The 19692-nt window shown below is 69.0% G+C and carries 13 protein-coding genes and 1 tRNA gene; 4 read left to right on the top strand and 10 right to left on the bottom strand.

Annotated elements, in window-relative coordinates:
• Positions 1 to 150: 150 nt before the first annotated feature.
• On the bottom strand, positions 151 to 1956 hold the full coding sequence (locus tag ACH4S8_RS18700) for a 5'-nucleotidase C-terminal domain-containing protein (RefSeq protein WP_398395233.1): 1806 nt from the start codon (positions 1954 to 1956) through the stop codon (positions 151 to 153).
• A 138-nt stretch (positions 1957 to 2094) separates the two neighbouring features.
• On the opposite strand from ACH4S8_RS18700, the gene ACH4S8_RS18695 reads away from it, so the two are divergent.
• Positions 2095 to 2853, top strand: coding sequence for an SIMPL domain-containing protein (locus tag ACH4S8_RS18695; protein ID WP_398395231.1), 759 nt, complete (start codon positions 2095 to 2097; stop codon positions 2851 to 2853).
• 240 nt (positions 2854 to 3093) lie between these two features.
• Entirely contained in the window at positions 3094 to 4530 is a 1437-nt protein-coding gene (gene pyk / locus ACH4S8_RS18690) for a pyruvate kinase (RefSeq protein WP_398395229.1), read from the top strand.
• 55 nt (positions 4531 to 4585) lie between these two features.
• Here pyk and ACH4S8_RS18685 read toward each other — a convergent pair whose 3' ends face one another.
• A complete protein-coding gene (locus tag ACH4S8_RS18685; protein WP_398395227.1) occupies positions 4586 to 5377 on the bottom strand; it encodes a helix-turn-helix domain-containing protein in 792 nt (263 codons plus the stop codon).
• 106 nt (positions 5378 to 5483) lie between these two features.
• Positions 5484 to 5558 (bottom strand) — tRNA-Leu (locus tag ACH4S8_RS18680).
• A gap of 97 nt (positions 5559 to 5655) precedes the next feature.
• Here ACH4S8_RS18680 and ACH4S8_RS18675 point away from each other — a divergent pair.
• The gene (locus ACH4S8_RS18675; protein ID WP_326788388.1) at positions 5656 to 6312 is read left to right on the top strand and encodes a response regulator; all 657 of its coding nucleotides are present in this window, start codon (positions 5656 to 5658) and stop codon (positions 6310 to 6312) included.
• A gap of 120 nt (positions 6313 to 6432) precedes the next feature.
• Here the strand turns inward: ACH4S8_RS18675 and ACH4S8_RS18670 are convergent, their stop codons facing one another.
• The 7 genes from ACH4S8_RS18670 to ACH4S8_RS18640 form a co-directional block, all read right to left on the bottom strand.
• Complete coding sequence (locus tag ACH4S8_RS18670; RefSeq protein ID WP_328668515.1) at positions 6433 to 7149, bottom strand: ABC transporter ATP-binding protein; 717 nt, start codon at positions 7147 to 7149, stop codon at positions 6433 to 6435.
• On the bottom strand, positions 7146 to 8174 hold the full coding sequence (locus ACH4S8_RS18665) for an ABC transporter ATP-binding protein (protein ID WP_398395223.1): 1029 nt from the start codon (positions 8172 to 8174) through the stop codon (positions 7146 to 7148). Before ACH4S8_RS18665 ends, ACH4S8_RS18670 begins: the two co-directional genes overlap by 4 nt.
• A gap of 5 nt (positions 8175 to 8179) precedes the next feature.
• Positions 8180 to 9961 (bottom strand): branched-chain amino acid ABC transporter permease, encoded by a 1782-nt coding sequence (locus tag ACH4S8_RS18660; protein ID WP_398395896.1) that lies wholly within the window; start codon positions 9959 to 9961, stop codon positions 8180 to 8182.
• A 5-nt stretch (positions 9962 to 9966) separates the two neighbouring features.
• Entirely contained in the window at positions 9967 to 10899 is a 933-nt protein-coding gene (locus ACH4S8_RS18655) for a branched-chain amino acid ABC transporter permease (protein WP_398395221.1), read from the bottom strand.
• A gap of 194 nt (positions 10900 to 11093) precedes the next feature.
• Positions 11094 to 12299: a branched-chain amino acid ABC transporter substrate-binding protein gene (locus ACH4S8_RS18650; protein ID WP_398395894.1), complete on the bottom strand. Its 1206-nt coding sequence runs from the start codon at positions 12297 to 12299 to the stop codon at positions 11094 to 11096.
• 1530 nt (positions 12300 to 13829) lie between these two features.
• Positions 13830 to 14291, bottom strand: a complete 462-nt coding sequence (locus ACH4S8_RS18645; RefSeq protein WP_151474076.1) for a PaaI family thioesterase — start codon at positions 14289 to 14291, stop codon at positions 13830 to 13832.
• A 61-nt stretch (positions 14292 to 14352) separates the two neighbouring features.
• Positions 14353 to 16632 (bottom strand): FdhF/YdeP family oxidoreductase, encoded by a 2280-nt coding sequence (locus ACH4S8_RS18640; protein ID WP_398395218.1) that lies wholly within the window; start codon positions 16630 to 16632, stop codon positions 14353 to 14355.
• Positions 16633 to 16801: 169 nt separating this feature from the next.
• Between ACH4S8_RS18640 and polA the strand changes: the two genes are divergently transcribed.
• Positions 16802 to 19528: a DNA polymerase I gene (polA, locus tag ACH4S8_RS18635; protein WP_398395216.1), complete on the top strand. Its 2727-nt coding sequence runs from the start codon at positions 16802 to 16804 to the stop codon at positions 19526 to 19528.
• Positions 19529 to 19692: the final 164 nt, after the last annotated feature.

Here is a 19692-nt window from a genome sequence, read left to right as displayed (position 1 = left end):
CATCGGACGAGCCCCGCCGATCGGTTCACACACCGGCCGGGATGCTCCGAACGCCTCGCGCACCCGCCCAGACACCTCGTGCACCCGCCCAGCACAAACGGCGCCGACGCGAAAACCGCGCCGACGCCGCCCGCCTGAACCACCCTCGCCCTAGAACACGGGCACACCCTCACGCGTCAGCTTCCAGTCCACCGACGCGAACTCCCTCGGGTCCAGCACACCCTTCGCCGTGACCCACTCCGCGATCCGCGTCCGGATCTCCGTCGACTCCGACCACACCTCGGTCGCCGAAGCGACATGCGGGAACGCACCGCCACCATTGGCACGGTAGTTGTTCACCGCGAACACGAACTGCTGCGCGTCGTCCAACGGCGCACCGCCGTACGTCAGGTTCTTGATCCGCGAACCCTCCGCCTGCGCGATGTCGATGTCGTACCCAAGGCCCGACACATAGTCGTAGTTGTAGTCAGGACGGTTGTTCGCGTTCGTCAGCTTCTCCGTGTCGACCACCGCACCCACGGCCGTCTGCACGAAGTAGTTCGCCGAATACTCCAGGTACGCCCGCACCTGCGCACCCGTCAGCACCTTCGCCACCAGCGTGTTGTCGTACACGTACAGACTCGACAGATCCCGGATCGTCACATCACCGGCCGGGATCTCCGAGGTCCGCGAGAACGGCGACGCCTGCGCGATCACCGGCAACGACGCGTACTGCGTCCCCACCAGCGCCGCCCGCACCACATCCTCCTGCACCTTCGTGATCAGATCGATGATCGGAGCGTCCTTGTAACGCGCCTCCACCGTCGTCAACGTGTCCGTCGCCCGGCCGACCACCTGGTTGACATACGCCACCACGACATCGTGCTCGTCCTTCAGCAGCCGCGTGATCCGCGGATCGTCCGCCACCGAGTTCGTGTTCCGCACGGAAGCCGACACCGACTCGACGTGCCAGCGCCCCTTCTCGAAGACGAGCCCGAAGTCGAACACCGACAGTCGCTCCGCGTACGCCAGCGGCTCCGACAGCACCACCGTCCTCCCCGTCGCGGTGTTGGTGACCTTCAGCTCCGGGATCTCCAGATGCGCGTGACCCACCAGGATCGCGTCGATCCCCGGCACCTGCTGCGCCACCAACGCCGCCGAATTCTCCACGTACGGCAACTGGTCACCGTACGAAGACGTCCCCGACGAACCGGAATGAGCCGACACGACCACCACGTCCGCACCCATGGAACGCAGCTTCGGCACCCACTTCGCCGCCTGCTCCTCAAGACCCGGGAACGTCAACTTCCCCTGCACGTACGCCTTGTCCCAGATCGCGATACCCGGATTCGTCAGCCCCAGCACCGCCACCTTCACCGGCGGAGCGCCATGAACACGGAACTCCTTCATGAAGTACGGAGGGAACGCCGGCTTCAGCGTCTTCGCGTCCAGCGCGTTCGCACCCAGCAGCGGGAAACGGCACTGCGACTCGAACTTCCGCAGCGTCTCGATGCCGTAGTTGAACTCGTGGTTCCCGAGCGCCACCGCGTCGTACCCGATCGCGTTCATCGCCTGCGCCATCGGGTGCACCGGACCACCCTTGGCGGTGATCGGATCCACCTTCGCGTAGTAGTACGTCAACGGAGTGCCCTGGATCGTGTCACCCGCGTCCAGCAGCAGCGTGTTGCAACGCCCCTTCTCCGCACGGATCTCGTTCACCAGCGTCGAGATCCGCGCCAGACCCTGGGCGTTACCCGCCTTGTCCGCGTACTCCGCGTCCTTGAAGTAGTCCCAGTTGAAGACATGACCGTGCAGATCGGTCGTCCCCATCACCGTCAGCTCGTACCGCTTCACCGGCCGGCCCCCCTTCGCCCCCTCCGCGGCCTGCGCCACCGGAGCCGCGCCCACACCCGCGAGCGCCACCCCCGCACCTGTCACGGCGGACTCCTTCAGAAACTTCCGGCGATTCAACGGCATGTCTCGAACTCCTCGGGAAAAGGTCAACGACGCGCGTAGATTCTGGCCCAACACCCGCCCCCGCAAAAGACCCTGGAGGTTTCCATCTGATGGCCGGACGGCACCGGAGACTTCCCACCCGGTGACAGAGTGGGACGTATGACCCCCGACCCCACGCCCACCGACGGACACACTCCAGCCACCACGCCCGCCGACGGACGCACCCCACCCGCCGTCCCCTACGGCACCCCCGACACACCCCGCATCGCCGTACGAGGCGAAGCCCACCTCGAAGTCGACCCCGAGATCGCCCGCATCACCATCACCGTCACCGCCCGCGGCAAAGACCGCCGCGAAGCCCTCGCCGACCTCACCCGCCGCAACACCCTCGCCCTCGACCTCGTCACAACCCACGGCGACGCCGTCGAACACCTCGAAACCGGCGCCCTCACCATCACCCCCGAACTCGCCCCGCACGGCCGCGGAGAACGCGTCCGCGCCTACCACGGCCACGTCCACATCACCGCCGAATTCACCGACTTCACCGCACTCGGCGAACTCGTCACCGCCCTCGCCGACCTCGACCTCACCCGCGTCGACGGCCCCTGGTGGACCCTGCGCCCCGACTCACCCGCGCACCGCGCGGCACGCCAAGAAGCCGTCCGCGAAGCCGTCCGACGCGCCCGCGAATACGCCGAAGCCCTCGACACCACCCTCACCGCCCTCGTCGAACTCGCCGACACCGACGCCGAGGACACCCACCCCCGCATCCCCCCGAACACCCGCGCCCTCAGCAGGGCCGCCTACGGCGCCGGCCCCACCGAGGACCAGCCCGCACCCCTCGACCTCGCACCCCAACGCCAGCACGTCCACGCCCACGTCGACGCCCGCTTCACCATGGCACCACCACGGCTCTGACCCCACCTGGCAGCATCACGGAAAGTCACCGGAAGACTCTCCCGCGCACCCGCCCACAGTCCGACACACACTGGACGGACACGGGCACAAGAACGCGCCGACCGCACGAAGAGCGATCCTCTGCTCATCGGAGCGATGCGGCGCACAATTCAACAGTTGTCAATAACCCTTCACGCAAAGGTTGTTGAGTAGTCATGCGCGACCAATTCTCTACCGACCGGTAAGGCCTAGGCTCGAATCATGCGCCGAGCAAAAATCGTCTGCACACTGGGCCCCGCCACCGACACGTACGACCAGATCAAAGCCCTGGTCGAAGCCGGAATGGACGTAGCCCGCTTCAACCTCAGCCACGGCACCCACGCCGACCACGAAGAGCGCTACCGACACGTCCGGAAAGCCTCCGACGAAACCGGCCGCAGCGTCGGAATCCTCGGCGACCTTCAAGGCCCGAAGATCCGCCTCGGCCGCTTCACCGAAGGCCCCGTACTCCTTGAACGCGGAGACACCTTCACCATCACCGTCGAAGAAGGCGCCGAAGGAGACCGCGAGCACTGCGGAACCACCCACGACGGACTGGCAGCGGACGTCACTCCCGGTGAACGCATCCTCGTCGACGACGGCAGAGTCTGCCTCGAAGTCACCGACGTCGACGGCCCCCGCGTCCACACCACCGTCGTCGAAGGCGGCATGGTCTCCGACCACAAAGGCCTCAACCTCCCCGGCGTCGCCGTCTCCGTCCCCGCCCTCTCCGACAAGGACGAGGACGACCTCCGCTGGGCCCTGCGCATGGGCTTCGACGTCATCGCCCTCTCCTTCGTGCGAAGCGGCAAGGACATCCACGACGTCCACCGCATCATGGACGAGGAAGGCCGCCGCCTCCCCGTCATCGCCAAGGTCGAGAAACCCCAGGCCGTCGACAACATCGACGACATCGTCGCCGCCTTCGACGGCATCATGGTCGCCCGCGGCGACCTCGGCGTCGAAATGCCCCTCGAGCAAGTTCCGATGGTCCAGAAGCGCGCCATCAAACTCGCCAAACGCAACGCCAAACCGGTCATCGTCGCCACCCAGATGCTCGACTCGATGATCGACAACTCCCGGCCCACCCGCGCCGAGGCCTCCGACGTCGCCAACGCCGTCATCGACGGCACCGACGCGGTGATGCTCTCCGGCGAGACGAGCGTCGGCAAGTACCCCATCGAGACGGTCAGGACCATGTCCCGGATCGTCGAAGCGGCGGAGGAGGACATCCTCGCCAAGGGCCTGCCGCCCCTCACCGAACGCAACAAACCCCGCACCCAGGGCGGCGCCGTCGCCCGCGCCGCCGCCGAGATGGGCGACTTCCTCGGCGCCAAGTTCCTCGTCGCCTTCACCCAGTCCGGCGACACCGTCCGCCGCCTGTCCCGCTACCGCTCGCCCATCCCCCTCCTCGCCTTCACCCCCACCCCCGCCACCCGCTCCCAGCTCAACCTCACCTGGGGCGTGGAGACCTTCCTCGGCCCCCACGTCGACTCCACCGACGCCATGGTCGACCAGGTCGACGAACTCCTCCTCAAGTACGGCCGCTGCAACAAGGGCGACATCGTCGTGATCACCGCGGGCTCCCCGCCCGGAGTCTCCGGCTCCACGAACCTCGTCCGGGTCCACCACGTCGGCGAGGACGACAGCCCCAAGTAACCGCAACCCGCCCGACGGGCCCCTGCCGGCCCGGCGGTTCCACCCCGACCGCCGGTCAGTACTTGGGGCCCACATGGGCGTCCATGAGGGCCACGGAGGCCCTCTTGGCGACCGAGATGTTGTACGGGTTCCCGTGGCGGGTGCAGTGGGTCCAGTCGACGCCGAGCCTGTCCAGGGTGCCGGTGAACAGTTGCCGGATGTCGTCGGAGACATTGGTGAAGAAGTACCGGGGGTACTCGTAGCGCTTGCGTTCCCCGGCGACGACGCGGGTCGTCCAGTTGGTGATGCGGCAGCCGTCGGAGTGGATGAGCCCCCGGACGAACTCCCAGGGGTGGGCGTCGACGATCTCCTGCTGCCAGGGTTCGAGTGCGATCAGGCGGTCGTGCTTCTTGCCGGGGCCGTGCTGGGGGAACAGGCAGGTGAGGTGCTTGAAGTACACCTTGATGTTGTGCGCGCCCTTGCTCCGCACGCGGCACGTGGCGTTGTGGGGGAACACGGTTCGCAGGGCACGCTCCGCGCTGTCCTGAATTCCTGGCCACGTGTCGTCAAGGGTGATCATGAGGCTGGGCACTTTGTGCTTCGCGTAGTGACTGATGTGCCCGTCGCCCAGATACAGACCGAGGAGATAGCTGTACGAGGCCTGGTCGAGGCCGCGGCCGTCGCACCGCGGGCAGAGAAGCGACGGACGAACGGTGACCGGCTCGCCGCGCTTCACTCGGTCCACGTGCTTCCAGTAACCGATGGTGCCCAGCGGAACCCTGAACTGTCGCGCCACGTCCGCGTTCTTGGCGCCGCCGCGCAGTAGGGCGAGCGCCTTGTGTCGCACTTCTGTGCCATGCGCGTTCATGTGAGCACTGTGCGCTGCTGATCGTCACCGCGTGCAGCAAAAAGCGGATGTTCACTAGAATGGGAACATCCGCTTCTGGGTGGTGACCTTGGAATCCAAGGAAAAGTGCCCCGAGTCGGACTCGAACCGACACTGTATGGGTTTTGAATCCATTGCCTGCTGCCAATTGGGCTACCGGGGCCGCTGAATCGAAGGTTTACCCCGACCCGCTGCCCGACCACCATACCGCAGCTAGGTAGGCTCTTGGGAGCAGTACCCGGCCTGAACGAGGAGCCCCCGTGACCGCCCCCGAGTCGCCCCAGCCCGTAGACGCGCCCGACGACGACAAGTCGCACGTGCCTCCGCTGACGACCCGTGTCGTCATCGCCGAGGACGAGGCGCTGATCCGTCTCGACCTCAAAGAGATGCTCGAAGAAGAGGGCTACACCGTCGTAGGCGAGGCCGGTGACGGTGAGCAGGCCGTCGAGCTGGCCCGGGAGCACAAGCCGGACCTGGTGATCCTCGACGTGAAGATGCCGAAGCTGGACGGCATCTCGGCGGCGGAGAAGATCGCCGAGGAGTCGATCGCCCCGGTGCTGATGCTGACCGCGTTCTCGCAGCGCGACCTCGTCGAGCGTGCGCGTGACGCGGGCGCGATGGCGTACCTGGTGAAGCCGTTCAGCAAGAGCGACGTGGTGCCGGCGATCGAGATGGCGGTGTCCCGGTTCGCGGAGCTGAAGGCGCTGGAGGGTGAGATCGCGGATCTCACGCAGCGTCTGGAGACGCGGAAGCTGGTGGACCGTGCGAAGTCGGTGCTGCAGACGGAGTACGGGCTGACGGAGCCGGCGGCGTTCCGGTGGATCCAGAAGACGTCGATGGACCGTCGTATGTCGATGCAGCAGGTTGCCGAGGCGGTCATCGAGGACGCCGAGGAGAAGAAGGCGGCGAAGGGCTAGTTCCGCGCCTCGGAGAACACCGCTGAAGAGCTTGGTCCGCGTTGACGCTGCGGACGGAAGAGGCCCGCACCCCTGACGGAGGTGCGGGCCTCTTCGCGTGTGCGGCGGGGCCGCGGTGGGTCAGTCCTCGCCGAGGTACGCCTTGCGGACGGACTCGTCGTGGAGGAGGTCCTGGCCGGTGCCGGAGAGGACGATGCTGCCGACCTCCATGACGTGGGCCTGGTCGGCCAGCGAGAGCGCCGCCTGGGCGTTCTGCTCGACGAGCAGGATGGTGGTGCCGGACGCCTTGAGTTCGGCGATGGTGGCGAGGATCTTCTGCATCATGATCGGCGAGAGGCCCATGGAGGGTTCGTCGAGCATGAGCAGTTTGGGCTGGGACATGAGGGCGCGTCCCATGGCGAGCATCTGCTGTTCGCCGCCGGAGAGGGTGCCCGCGGCCTGCTTACGGCGTTCTCCCAGGATGGGGAAGAGGTCGTAGGCGCGCTGGATGTCCTTCTCGATGCCTGCCTTGTCGCTGCGGAGGAAGGCTCCGAGCTGGAGGTTCTCCGCGATGGTGAGGCGGGGGAAGATGTGCCGGCCTTCGGGGGAGTGGGCGAGTCCGAGGGCGACGATCTTGTGGGCGGGGACGTTGGCGAGGGGCTGGCCGTCGAAGAGGATGCGGCCTCCGCTGGGCTTGAGGAGCCCGGAGAGGGTGCGCAGGGTCGTCGTCTTGCCGGCGCCGTTGGTGCCGATGAGGGTGACGATCTGGCCGGCTTCGACGGTGAAGGAGATGCCCTTGACGGCTTCGATCTTGCCGTAGGCGACCTTGAGGTCTTCGACCTCGAGCAGTGCGGTCACTGGGCGGTTCCTTCCTTGGTGGTGCTGCCCTGCGCGTCGGAGTCGTCGGACGCGGTGGGTGCGTCGGAGTCGTCCGACGGGGTGGCGTCCTCGGGCTCCTCGGACTCCGCGGGGGCGTCGTCGGTGTCCGTGCTGTCCTCGGCCGCCGGGGCCTCTTCGGCCTCGGGCTCGGCCGGGGCGGCTGCCGTCGTTCCGGCGGCCTCGGCGGCCTCGACCTCGGCGAGTTCCTCGTCGCCGGGGGCGCCCTCGAAGGGGGTGCCGAGGTAGGCGGCGATGACGCGCTCGTCGCCCTGGACGACGTCGGAGGTGCCTTCGACGAGCTTTTCGCCCTGGACGAGGCAGGCCACGCGGTCGGACAGGTTGAAGATGAAGCGCATGTCGTGCTCGATGACGAGGACGGCGATGCCGCGGTCGCGGATGGCGAAGACGAGCTCTTCGGTCGCGCGGGTTTCCTGCGGGTTCATGCCGGCGGTGGGCTCGTCCAGGAGGAGGAGGCCCGGCTCGCTGGCCATGGCGCGCGCGATCTCCAGCTTGCGCTGTTCGCCGTAGGGGAGGTTGCGGGAGAGGTGGTCGGCCTTGTGGTCGAGGCCGATGAACTCCAGCAGTTCCATGGCGCGTTCGCGTGAGTCGGCTTCTGCCTTGCGGAAGCCGGGGCCGCGCAGGAGGGCGGACCAGAGGCCTTCCTTGGTGCGGGTGTGGCGTCCGACGAGCACGTTCTCCAGGACGGTCATGTTGGCGAAGAGCCGGATGTTCTGGAAGGTGCGGGCGATGCCGGCGCTGGTGACGAGGTGCGGCTTGGGGGGCAGCACGGTGCCCTTGTAGGCGACTTTGCCCTCGGTGGGGACGTAGAGGCCGGTGAGGCAGTTGAAGAAGGTGGTCTTGCCCGCGCCGTTGGGGCCGATGAGGCCGACGATCTCTCCGGCGTTGACCGTGAGGTCGACGTTCCGGACGGCGGTGAGGCCGCCGAAGCGCATGGTGACACCGGTGGCTTCGAGGACGGGGCTGGGGGCTGTGGTGGTGGTCATGTTGGTTACGCCCCTGCCTTGGTGACGCCGACGGTGGAGTCGGGCAGGCCTTGTTCGGGGATGTGGACGGTCTTGTCGCTGTCGTCGCTCTCGTGGAACTCGAGCTGGCGGCGGCGGTTGGCGATGATGCCTTCGGGGCGGAAGCGCATGAGGATGACGAGCGCGATGCCGAAGGCGAGGAGCTGGTACTCCTTGAGGAAGCCGAGCTTCTCGGGGAGGAGGTAGAGCAGGGTGGCGCCGAGGATGGGTCCGTTGACGGTGCCCATGCCGCCGAGAACGACCGCCGCGAGGAGGAAGGCGGAGTTCGGGGGCACGGAACCGGCGAACTGGTACGGGGCCGGGTTGACGCTGTAGCCGACGTGGGCGCTGACCGTGCCGGCGAGGCCGGCGAGGGAGGCGCCGAGGGCGAAGGCGATGAGCTTGACGCGGAAGCCGTTGATGCCCATGGCGGTGGCGGCGGTCTCGTCCTCGCGGATGGCGATCCAGGAGCGGCCGATCCGGGAGTCGGCGGCGCGGTTGAAGACCATGACCACGACTGCGGTGATGAGGAGCATCAGCAGGAAGTAGTTCGCGAAGCGGCCGAGGGGGAAGCCGAGGATGTTGTGCTCGGCGCCGAAGTTGAACCCGAAGATGTCGAGGTCCGGGATCATGGAGATGCCGTTGGGGCCGTTGGTGAGGTTGGGTCCGGAGACGCCGTCCATGTTGTTGACGGCGATGCGGAAGATCTCTCCGAAGCCCAGGGTCACGATGGCGAGGTAGTCGCCGCGCAGTCGCAGGGTGGGGGCGCCGATGAGGACGCCGAAGACGAGCGACGCGGCCATGCCGGTGAGCATGGCGGCCCAGAAGGGGAACTGGACGCCGGCGAAGGCGGAGAACTGGGAGCCGGAGACGAGGGCCGCGGCGTAGGCGCCGACGCCGAGGAAGGCGACGTATCCGAGGTCGAGGAGTCCGGTGAGGCCGACGACGATGTTGAGGCCGAGGGCGACGGTTCCGACGACGAGGATGTTGACGCCGAGGTTGGAGTTGTGCTCGTTGTTCGCGAGGAACGGGAAGGCCGCCGCGGCGAGGAAGGCCATGGTGGTGGCGAATCCCTTGTGGCGGGCGTTCAGCTGCGCGAAGCGGTCGAAGAGTCCGGCGGTGAGCAGGGCCCAGGAGCCGAAGACGACGAGGAGCAGGTAGCCCAGGAACGTTTCGCTCGCGTCGGGGTCGACGCCGATGCCGTAGTTGAAGACGATCAGCGCGACGGCGGTGGCGGCGGTGACGACGAGGCGTTCGCCCCAGGCCGGCAGCTTGGCGGCCGGCGGGATGAGTTCGGGCTTGGTGACGTAGTCCTTGAGGGTGTCACCGGGCTTGGGGAGTGCCAGGGTGCCGAGGAGGGCGATCAGGGAGCCGACGGCGGCGAGGTAGGCGCCGGGGTCGAGTGCGACGAGGCCCTTGAGGTCGACGGCGATGGCGATGGCGCTGAACCAGCTGACGGCGAACGCGGAGGCGGCGGCGAGGACGACGGGCTGGGTGGCGCCCGCCGGGTTGAGCCAGCCGAGGCCGCGGACGTTGAAGAGGGTCAGGGCGTACAGGAGGGTGAGGACGCCGGCGACGATGTCGAGGACCTGGAGTCCGGCCGGGGAGCCGTAGTAGGTGAGGTCCCCGGGGAATTCGGACGTGTAGGTCCAGGACATGAAGGTGCTGGCGATGGTGGCGATCGCGCCGATGGCGATGAGGACCCGGGCGGCGCTCTCGGGGAGAGCGATCAGGCCGCGCTCGGGGGTGGTGGTCTCGGTGGTTGCCATGGTGGTCACGCCCTGTCCGCGACGCGTTCGCCGACGAGGCCCTGTGGCCTGAACAGCAGTACGAGGATGAGGAGTACGAAGGCCCACACGGCGGACCAGCCGCCGCCGCCGAGCTGCTGCATGCCGGGGATGCCGTCGATGTAGCTGGTGGCCATGGTCTCGGCGAGGCCGAGGACGAGGCCGCCGATCATGGCGCCGTAGATGTTGCCGATGCCGCCGAGGACGGCCGCGGTGAAGGCCTTGAGGCCCATCTGGAAGCCCATGTTGTACTGGATCGTGCCGTAGCGCAGGCCGTAGGAGACGGCGGCGACGGCGGCGAAGAAGCCGCCGATCGCGAAGGCGATGACGATGATCTTGTTGGTGTCGATGCCCATGAGCTGTGCGGTGTCAGGGTCCTGCGCGGTGGCCTGCATGGCGCGGCCGGTGCGGGAGAGGCTGACGAACAGGGCGAGGGCGGCCATGCACAGGGGGGCGGCGACGATGACGAAGACGGAGCCGCTCTGGATGCTGATGGAGCCTATGTGCCAGGGGCCGAAGGGAAGCTGAGGGAACTTCAGGTCCGTCTTGGCGTCCGGGTAGACGTTGAAGACGATCTGCTGGAGGGCCAGGGACAGACCGATGGCGGTGATGAGGGGGGCGAGGCGTGGCGCTCCGCGCAGGGGTCGGTAGGCGAAGCGTTCGGCCCCGACGGCGATGAGGACGGAGACGAGTCCGCCGCCGATCAGCATCGCTGGGAGAGCGATCCACATGGATGTGCCGTTTGGCAGAACGTACAGGTAGACCGTGAGTGCGCCGAAGCCGCCGGTCATGAAGATCTCGCCGTGGGCGAAGTTGATGAGCTGGACGATGCCGTACACCATCGTGTAGCCGATGGCGATCAGCCCGTACATCGAGCCGAGGAACAGCCCGTTGGCCAGCTGCTGCGGCAGGGTGTTCACCGCGTGGCCTCCATGTGGTGGGGAGAGTTGAGCAGGGCGTATGAAGCGGGCCGCGCGGTGACGTGTGGTCGTGGCCGCGCGGCCCTGGGTTGTGCGGAGGGCCTGTCCGGTGGACCGGACCGGGCCTACGGTGCCTGATGGCCCCGTGGCCTGGTGTCGGACCGATCCACCGGGGTGGCCCAGGGTGGTGCTGATCAGCCGTTGAACGTACCGCTCTTGACGGCCTTCCACTTGCCGTCGACGACCTGGTAGACGGTGAGCTGCTTGTTGGTGGTGTCGCCGTACTCGTCGAAGGAGACGGGGCCGGCGATGCCGTCGAACTTGGTCTTCTGGACCTCGGCGACGATCTTGGCGCGGGCGCCGTCCGGGATCTTGCCGTCCTTCACGACAGCGCCGATGGCCTTGATGATGGCCGTGGCGGCGTCGTAGGAGTAGCCGCCGTAGGTGCCGTAGTCGCCCTTGAGGCCGGAGGCCTTGTACTTCTTGATGAAGTCGGCGGCGGAGGCCAGGGAGTCGACGGGCTGGCCGACGGAGGTGGCCAGGTCGCCCTCGGAGGTCTTGCCGGCGGTCTGGATGTAGGTGTCGCTGAACATGCCGTCGCCACCGAACAGCGGGATCTTGACTCCGCCGTCCTTGAGCTGCTTGGTCAGCTTCTCCGACTCGTCGTACTGGCCGCCGTAGTAGACCAGGTCGGCCTTGGAGTTCTTGATCTTGGTGACGAGGGCGGAGAAGTCCGTGTCGCCGGTGTTGACGTGGTCCTCGCCCGCGACCTTGCCGCCGGACTTGGTGAAGCCGGCCTTGAAGAGCTTGGCGAGGCCGGCGCCGTAGGTCTGCTTGTCGTCGACCACGAACACCTTGCGCTTCTTCAGGGTGTTGTAGGCGTAGTCGGCCGCGAAGCCGCCCTGGAGGGCGTCGGTGGTGGCGGTGCGGAAGTACGTCTTGAACGGGCGGGACTTGGAGGTCTGCCAGTTCTTGCCCTGGGTGAGCTCCGGGGCGGTGTTGGACGGGGAGATCTCGACCAGGTTGGCGGTGTCGAAGACCTGCTGCATCTGGGTGGCGACGCCGGAGTTCAGCGGGCCGACGACGCCGAGGACCTTGTCGTTCTGGACGAGCTGGGTGGCGTTCTGCTGGCCGGAGGCCGGGATCGCCTTGTCGTCGAGCGCCTGGACCTTGAAGGTCACGCCGGGAACGGTGTTGTTCTTGTTGGCGTCGTTGACGGCGATCTGGACGCCGCCCTGGATGCCGAGGCCGGTGGCGGAGTTCTGACCGGTCAGCGGCGCGTCCACGCCGATGATGATCTCGGTCTTGCCGCCGCTCTTGCTGTCGCCGCTGTTGTCGCGCGAGCCGCAGGCGGTCAGCGTGAGTGCCCCTGTCGTGAGCACGGCGGTGAGTATGACCATGGAACGCTGTCGCACGTTGAATCCTCTCCCTGGCGCGGCACCCCAGGGTGGGGGCCGTGTTTCTCGCCGGGCCGTACTGGATGAAGCAGGGCCGTGCAGTGACGCGCCCGGCGGCGCGGTGACTGGCCGTGACTATAAGCGCAGGTTGGGGGGGTGGGGAGGAGCGTGGGGAAGGCTGTGACGCTCTTGTTATCCGGGGGGTGCCTCGCGGGGCGTGGGGCGGACGATCGGAGCATTTCGGCGTGTTGGCCGGAGGCGGTTGTGTGTTCGCATGGTGAGAACGTGCTGTTCCGGGTTGATGGCGGATACCGGAAGCTGTACGCCCGGTGGCGGTCCGGAGGGCCGTCGGGAGCGGGGTGCGGTGCGGCCCGCGGCGCGGGGATTGATTTATTGCGGCAGAGGTAACCGACTGTTACTGCCGTGTGAGGCGGCCGCCGGTGCCCTGGCCGGGTGAAGTGGGTGTGGGGACGGGCCTGTTGGGGAAGCCGGGGGCGTGCGGGCCGGTCCCGGGGGTGTGCGGCCGGATGCCGCCGAAGTGAGGCTTTGCGGTTGCTGTGCGTTGTCGCCGCGGACGCGCAGGTCGGGGTGGGGGGCCTCGGCGGCGGGCGGTGAGCCGGCGCGGTTGTATACGGCGGTGCGCAAGGCGATGAGGCGGGGGGTTTCCGGCCTTCACTGTCAGTGGCAACGGGGGCGTGCTGTCGCGCTCAACTCGGTCGGCCCGGCGCCTACTTGGCGGACGGCGACGGTCGTGCGGGTGGCGGTGCCGGCCGGGAAGCGGAAGCGGGTGACCGTGCCGCCGGGGCCGTGGCGGCGGACGGCGGCGGCACCGGCGACGGCCGGGGCGGCGCCAGGCGCGGGGCGAGCGGAGCACCGGTTGCGATCGCGATGACGGCCCGAGGGTGGGTGTCGCCGGCGCGGCCGGGGGAGCGTGGCCCGACGGTTGCCGGGGGTGGGCGCGGGGTTGGGCTTCGGCGGGCCCGCTGCCGCCGGTGTCCCGGGGTGGTTCGGAGCGTACGGCCGCCAAGAGGGCTGTACGGAGCGGGAGTTCGGGTCTCCGGAGGATCCAGCGCCCGGGAGGCGTGCGCACCGGAACTCGGTCACGCCCCGCGCACTCCTTGCCGGCCGGGACGGCTTCTCCCTCCGTGAGGGCCGCGCGGAACCTCCGGGGAACCCCGGGAGCCGGCCCGGCGGGCGCCTTCGGGCCCGGAACGCCCCGCGGCGAGGGTTGGGATCCCCGGCGGGAAGACGTGGTCGGCGCGGCCCGGGAGCGCCGGCGGCTCTGCGGACGCCGCCGGGCTCCGGAGCATCCGGGCGAGCCCCGGAGGATCCGGGAGCGAGGGCGGCCCCTCGGGCGGGCCCGGCGCGGCTCGCCCGCCTGGAAGGGCTCCGAGTGGTCCGCGCGCTCCTGGCGGGTCAGGGGGGTGTCCGGAGCGCCTGGGGGGTCCGGGAGCGCCCCGGAGGTCCCCGGGGCGCCTGGGAGGTCCGGGAGGGTCCCCGGAGCGCCCGTGGTCTCCGGGGTGCTCCCGGGTGTCAGCTCTGGGGTGCGTCCTTGAGGATGCAGGTGAGGCGGGCGCTGCAGACGCGCTTGCCGTCCTCGCCGGTGATGGCGATCTCGTATGTCGCCGAGGTGCGTCCGCGGTGGACGGGTGTGGCGACGCCGGTGACGAGGCCGGAGCGGACGCCGCGGTGGTGGGTGCAGTTCAGGTCGACGCCGACGGCGATCTTGGTGATGCCGCCGTGGAGCATGGCGCCGACGGAGCCGATGGTCTCGGCGAGGACGGCGGAGGCTCCTCCGTGGAGCAGGCCGTAGGGCTGGGTGTTGCCCTCGACGGGCATGGTGCCCACGACGCGGTCCGCGGAGGCTTCGATGATCTGGACGCCCATGCGGTTGCCGAGGTGGCCCGCGGAGAAGAGCGCGGGCAGGTCGACACCGAGCGCGGCGTACTCGTCGATGACCCCTTGCGGGAACTTCGGGGTGTGCTGTTCGCCCATGGGGTCCGGCTCCGTTCGTCGTGGACCGCTTCGTCGCGGATGTCTCCTGCTGAGCGAACGCTCAGTCGGCTGTCGATTGTTCCAGACGGACGACCACGGATTTGCTGGCAGGGGTGTTGCTGGTGTCGGCGGTCGAGTCGAGGGGGACCAGGACGTTGGTCTCGGGGTAGTAGGCGGCGGCGCAGCCGCGGGCGGTGGGGTAGTGCACGACGCGGAAGCCGGGGGCGCGCCGTTCGACGCCGTCCTTCCATTCGCCGACGAGGTCGACGTAGGAGCCGTCGGCGATCTTCAGTTCGCGGGCGTCGTCGGGGTTGACGAGGACGACGCGGCGGCCGTTCTTGATGCCCCGGTATCGGTCGTCGAGTCCGTAGATGGTGGTGTTGTACTGGTCGTGGGAGCGCAGGGTCTGCAGGAGCAGGCGGCCCTCGGGGAGTTCGGGGTGTTCGACGGGCGCGGCGGTGAAGTTGGCCTTGCCGGTGGCCGTCGGGAAGCGGCGTTCGTCGCGGGGGGCGTGGGGGAGGGCGAAGCCGGCGGGGTCGGCCACGCGCGCGTTGAAGTCGTGGAAGCCGGGGATCACGCGGGCGATGCGGTCGCGGACGGTCGCGTAGTCCTTCTCGAACTCTTCCCAGGGGGTGGTGCTGGCCTCGCCGAGAACGGTGCGGGCGAGGCGGGCGACGATGGCGGGTTCGGACAGCAGGTGGGGGCTCGCGGGCTCCAGGCGGCCGCGTGAGGCGTGCACCATGCCCATGGAGTCCTCGACGGTGACGAACTGTTCGCCGCTGCCCTGGAGGTCGCGTTCGGTGCGTCCGAGGGTGGGCAGGATGAGGGCGCGCGCTCCGGTGACCACGTGCGAGCGGTTCAGCTTGGTGGAGACGTGGACGGTCAGCCGGGCGCGCCGCATGGCCGCCTCGGTGACCTCGGTGTCGGGGGAGGCGGAGACGAAGTTGCCGCCCATGGCGAAGAAGACCTTGGCGTCGCCGTCGCGCAGCGCGCGGATGGCCCGTACGACGTCGTAGCCGTGTTCGCGAGGCGGCTTGAAGCCGAACTCCTTCTCCAGGGCGTCGAGGAAGGCGGGGGCGGGGCGTTCGAAGATGCCCATGGTGCGGTCGCCCTGGACGTTGGAGTGTCCGCGAACGGGGCAGACGCCGGCGCCGGGGCGGCCGATGTTGCCGCGCAGCAGCAGGAAGTTGACGACTTCGCGGATGGTGGGGACGGAGTGCTTGTGCTGGGTGAGGCCCATCGCCCAGCACACGATGGTGCGCCGGGAGGCGAGGACCATCTTCAGGGCTTCGTCGATGCTGTCGCGGGTGAGGCCGGTGGCGGTGAGGGTCTCGTCCCAGTCGGCGGCGCGGGCGGCCTGGGTGAATTCCTCGAATCCGTGGGTGTGTTCGGCGACGAACGTCTCGTCGACGGCGCCCTCGGTGTCGAGGATCAGTTTGTTCAGCAGGCGGAAGAGTGCCTGGTCGCCACCGATGCGGATCTGCAGGAAGAGGTCGGTGAGGGCGGCGCCCTTGACCATGCCCTGGGGGGTCTGCGGGTTCTTGAAGCGTTCCATGCCCGCTTCGGGCAGCGGGTTGACGGTGATGATCTTCGCGCCGTTGGCCTTGGCCTTCTCCAGGGCGGAGAGCATGCGCGGGTGGTTCGTGCCGGGGTTCTGCCCGGCGACGATGATCAGGTCCGCTTTGTAGAGGTCGTCGAGAAGGACGCTGCCCTTGCCGATGCCGATGGTCTCGTTGAGGGCGGAGCCGGACGACTCGTGGCACATGTTCGAGCAGTCGGGAAGGTTGTTCGTGCCGAGCTCGCGGGCGAAGAGCTGGTAGAGGAACGCCGCTTCGTTGCTGGTGCGGCCCGAGGTGTAGAAGAGGGCTTCGTCGGGGGAGTCGAGCGCGACGAGTTCCTCGGCGACGATGTCGAAGGCGCGGTCCCAGCCGATGGGCTGGTAATGGTCGGCACCTTCGGGCAGGTACATGGGGTGCGTGAGGCGGCCCTGCTGGCCGAGCCAGTAGCCGCTGCGGCCGGCGAGGTCGGAGACGGGGTGCGCGGCGAAGAAGTCCGGGGTGACCCGGCGCAGGGTGGCTTCCTCGGCGACCGCCTTGGCGCCGTTCTCGCAGAACTCGGCGGTGTGCCGGTGCTCGGGCTCGGGCCAGGCGCAGCCGGGACAGTCGAAGCCGTCCTTCTGGTTGACGCGCAGGAGGGTGAGCGCGGTGCGGCGGACGCCCATCTGCTGCTGGGCGATGCGCAGGGTGTGTCCGATGGCGGGGAACCCGGCGGCTGCGTGCTTGGGTTCGGCTACCTGCGGCGCGTCCTGGACCGGATCGCTTTTCGGCGGCTTGCTGGCCATCGCTGAACCCCTTCGCATGCGCACGTCGGTGTGCGTGTGTTCGTACCCCTTCGATCCTCGCACGCGCGGCCGACGGCGGCGGCCGTGGGTCGGGGGAATCCGGGACGGGAGGGGGTGCGCCGGGCCGGGAGGGCCCGCGTTGTCAGCGGGCCGTGGCAGGATCGGGGGTGTGGCAGAGACAGCATCGAATAAGACCGAGAAAACCGCAGGCACGGGCCGCCCGCGCCTGATGCTCATGGACGGGCACTCGCTGGCCTACCGCGCGTTCTTCGCGCTGCCCGCGGAGAACTTCACCACCGCGACGGGTCAGCCGACGAACGCCATCTATGGTTTCGCATCGATGCTGGCGAACACGCTGCGCGACGAGGCGCCCACGCATTTCGCGGTGGCGTTCGACGTCTCGCGCAAGACCTGGCGTTCCGAGGAGTTCCCCGAGTACAAGGCGAACAGGTCGAAGACCCCGGACGAGTTCAAGGGGCAGGTCGAGCTCATCGGCGAGGTGCTGGACGCGATGCACGCGCAGCGGTTCGCGGTGGACGGGTTCGAGGCCGACGACATCATCGCGACGCTCGCCACGCAGGCGGAGGCCGAAGGCTTCGAGGTGCTGATCGTCACGGGCGACCGTGACTCCTTCCAGCTGGTCTCGGAGCACACGACGGTGCTGTACCCGACGAAGGGTGTCTCGGAACTGACCCGGTTCACTCCGGAGAAGGTGTTCGAGAAGTACGGGCTGACGCCGGCGCAGTACCCGGACTTCGCGGCGCTGCGCGGCGACCCGTCGGACAACCTGCCGGGCATTCCCGGTGTCGGCGAGAAGACGGCCGCGAAGTGGATCAACCAGTTCGGTTCGTTCGCGGAGCTGGTCGAGCGGGTCGAGGAGGTCAAGGGCAAGGCGGGGCAGAACCTGCGTGACCACCTGGAGGCGGTGAAGCTCAACCGCCGTCTCACGGAGATGGTCAAGGACGTCGAACTGTCCCGGACGGTGACGGACCTGGAGCGGGCCGCGTACGACCGCACGGCTCTGGCGATGGTCCTGGACACGCTGGAGATCCGTAACCCCTCGCTGCGCGAGCGGCTGCTGGCCGTCGACCCGGGGACCGCGGAGGCCGAGGAGGCGCTGCCCGTCGTCGAGGGCGTCGACATCGACGGGGCGGTGCTGGGTACGGGTGAACTGGCGCCGTGGCTCGCCGAGCACGGCGCCGGGCTGCTGGGTGTGTCCACGGTGGACTCGTGGACGCTCGGCTCGGGGTCGGTGGCCGAGGTGGCGCTCGCGACGGGTACGGGGCCCGCGGTGTGGTTCGACCCGTCCCGGCTGGACGAGCCGGACGAGAACGCGTTCGCCGCGTGGCTCGCCGACTCCGGCCGGCACAAGGTGATGCACAACGCCAAGGGCGCGATGCGGGTCTTCGCCGAGCACGGCTGGACCATCGAGGGCGTGACCATGGACACGGCGCTCGCCGCCTATCTGGTCAAGCCGGGCCGCCGCTCCTTCGCGCTGGACGCGCTGTCCCTGGAGTATCTGGGCCGGGAGCTCGGGCCCGCGGCGGCGGCCGACGGGCAGCTGGCGTTCGGTACGGACGAACAGGCCGAGGCCGACGCGCTGATGGCGCAGGCCCGCACGGTCCTCGATCTGGGGGAGGCGTTCGGGGAGAAGCTCCAGGAGGTCGGCGCGGCGGATCTGCTGCGCGACATGGAGCTGCCCACCTCCAGCCTGCTGGCACGGCTGGAGCGGCACGGCATCGCGGCGGACCGGGCCCATCTGGAGGCCATGGAGCAGATGTTCGCCGGCGCGGTGCAGCAGGCGGTGAAGGAGGCGCACGCGGCGGCCGGGCACGAGTTCAACCTCGGTTCGCCCAAGCAGCTCCAGGAAGTCCTCTTCGGCGAACTGGCCCTGCCGAAGACGAAGAAGACGAAGACGGGCTACACGACGGACGCGGACGCGTTGGCGTGGCTCGCGACGCAGACCGAGAACGAACTGCCCGTGATCATGCTCCGGCACCGTGAGCAGGCCAAGCTGCGGTCCACGGTCGAGGGCCTGATCAAGACGATCGCGGCGGACGGCCGTATCCACACGACGTTCAACCAGACGGTGGCGGCGACCGGCCGGCTGTCGTCGACCGATCCGAACCTGCAGAACATCCCGGTGCGCACGGACGAGGGCCGTGCGATCCGCCGCGGGTTCGTCGTCGGTGAGGGCTTCGAGTGCCTCATGACCGCCGACTACAGCCAGATCGAGCTGCGGGTGATGGCCCATCTGTCCGAGGACGAGGGGCTGCTGGAGGCGTTCACCTCCGGCGAGGACCTGCACACCACCGTCGCCTCCCAGGTGTTCTCGGTGGAGCGGTCCGCGGTCGACGCCGAGATGCGCCGCAAGATCAAGGCGATGTCGTACGGCCTCGCGTACGGACTGTCGGCCTTCGGTCTGTCGCAGCAGCTGAACATCGAGGCGGGCGAGGCCCGTGCGCTGATGGACACGTACTTCGAGCGCTTCGGCGGGGTGCGGGACTATCTGCGCCGGGCGGTCGACGAGGCGCGGGCCACGGGCTACACCGCGACGCTCTTCGGGCGCCGCCGTTATCTGCCCGATCTCAACAGCGACAACCGGCAGCGCCGTGAGGCGGCCGAGCGGATGGCTCTGAACGCGCCCATCCAGGGCACGGCCGCCGACATCGTCAAGATCGCGATGCTGAACGTGGACCGGGCGCTGCGCGAGGCGAAGCTCGACTCCCGCATGCTGCTTCAGGTCCATGACGAAATCGTCCTGGAGATCGCTCCCGGCGAGCGGGAGCGGACCGAGGAACTGCTGCGCCGCGAGATGGCGTCCGCCGTCCGGCTCGACGTCCCGCTGGACGTCTCCGTCGGCGCGGGCCGGGACTGGGAGTCGGCGGCGCACTAGGCATCGGGCGACGCCTTCGGCCAAGGGCCGTGGGGGGGGGGCCCCCCCCGGGGGGGGCCCCCCCCCCCCGGGGGGGGCGGGGCCCCCCCCCGGGGGCCCCCCCCCGCCCCCCCCGGGGGGGGGGGGGCCCGCCCCGGGGCGGGGAGGTTGCCCGCGGGGGGGGT

This window comes from Streptomyces sp. NPDC021080 (assembly GCF_044333225.1).
Taxonomy (GTDB): Bacteria; Actinomycetota; Actinomycetes; order Streptomycetales; family Streptomycetaceae; genus Streptomyces.
This window is presented reverse-complemented; position numbering and strand designations above follow the sequence as displayed.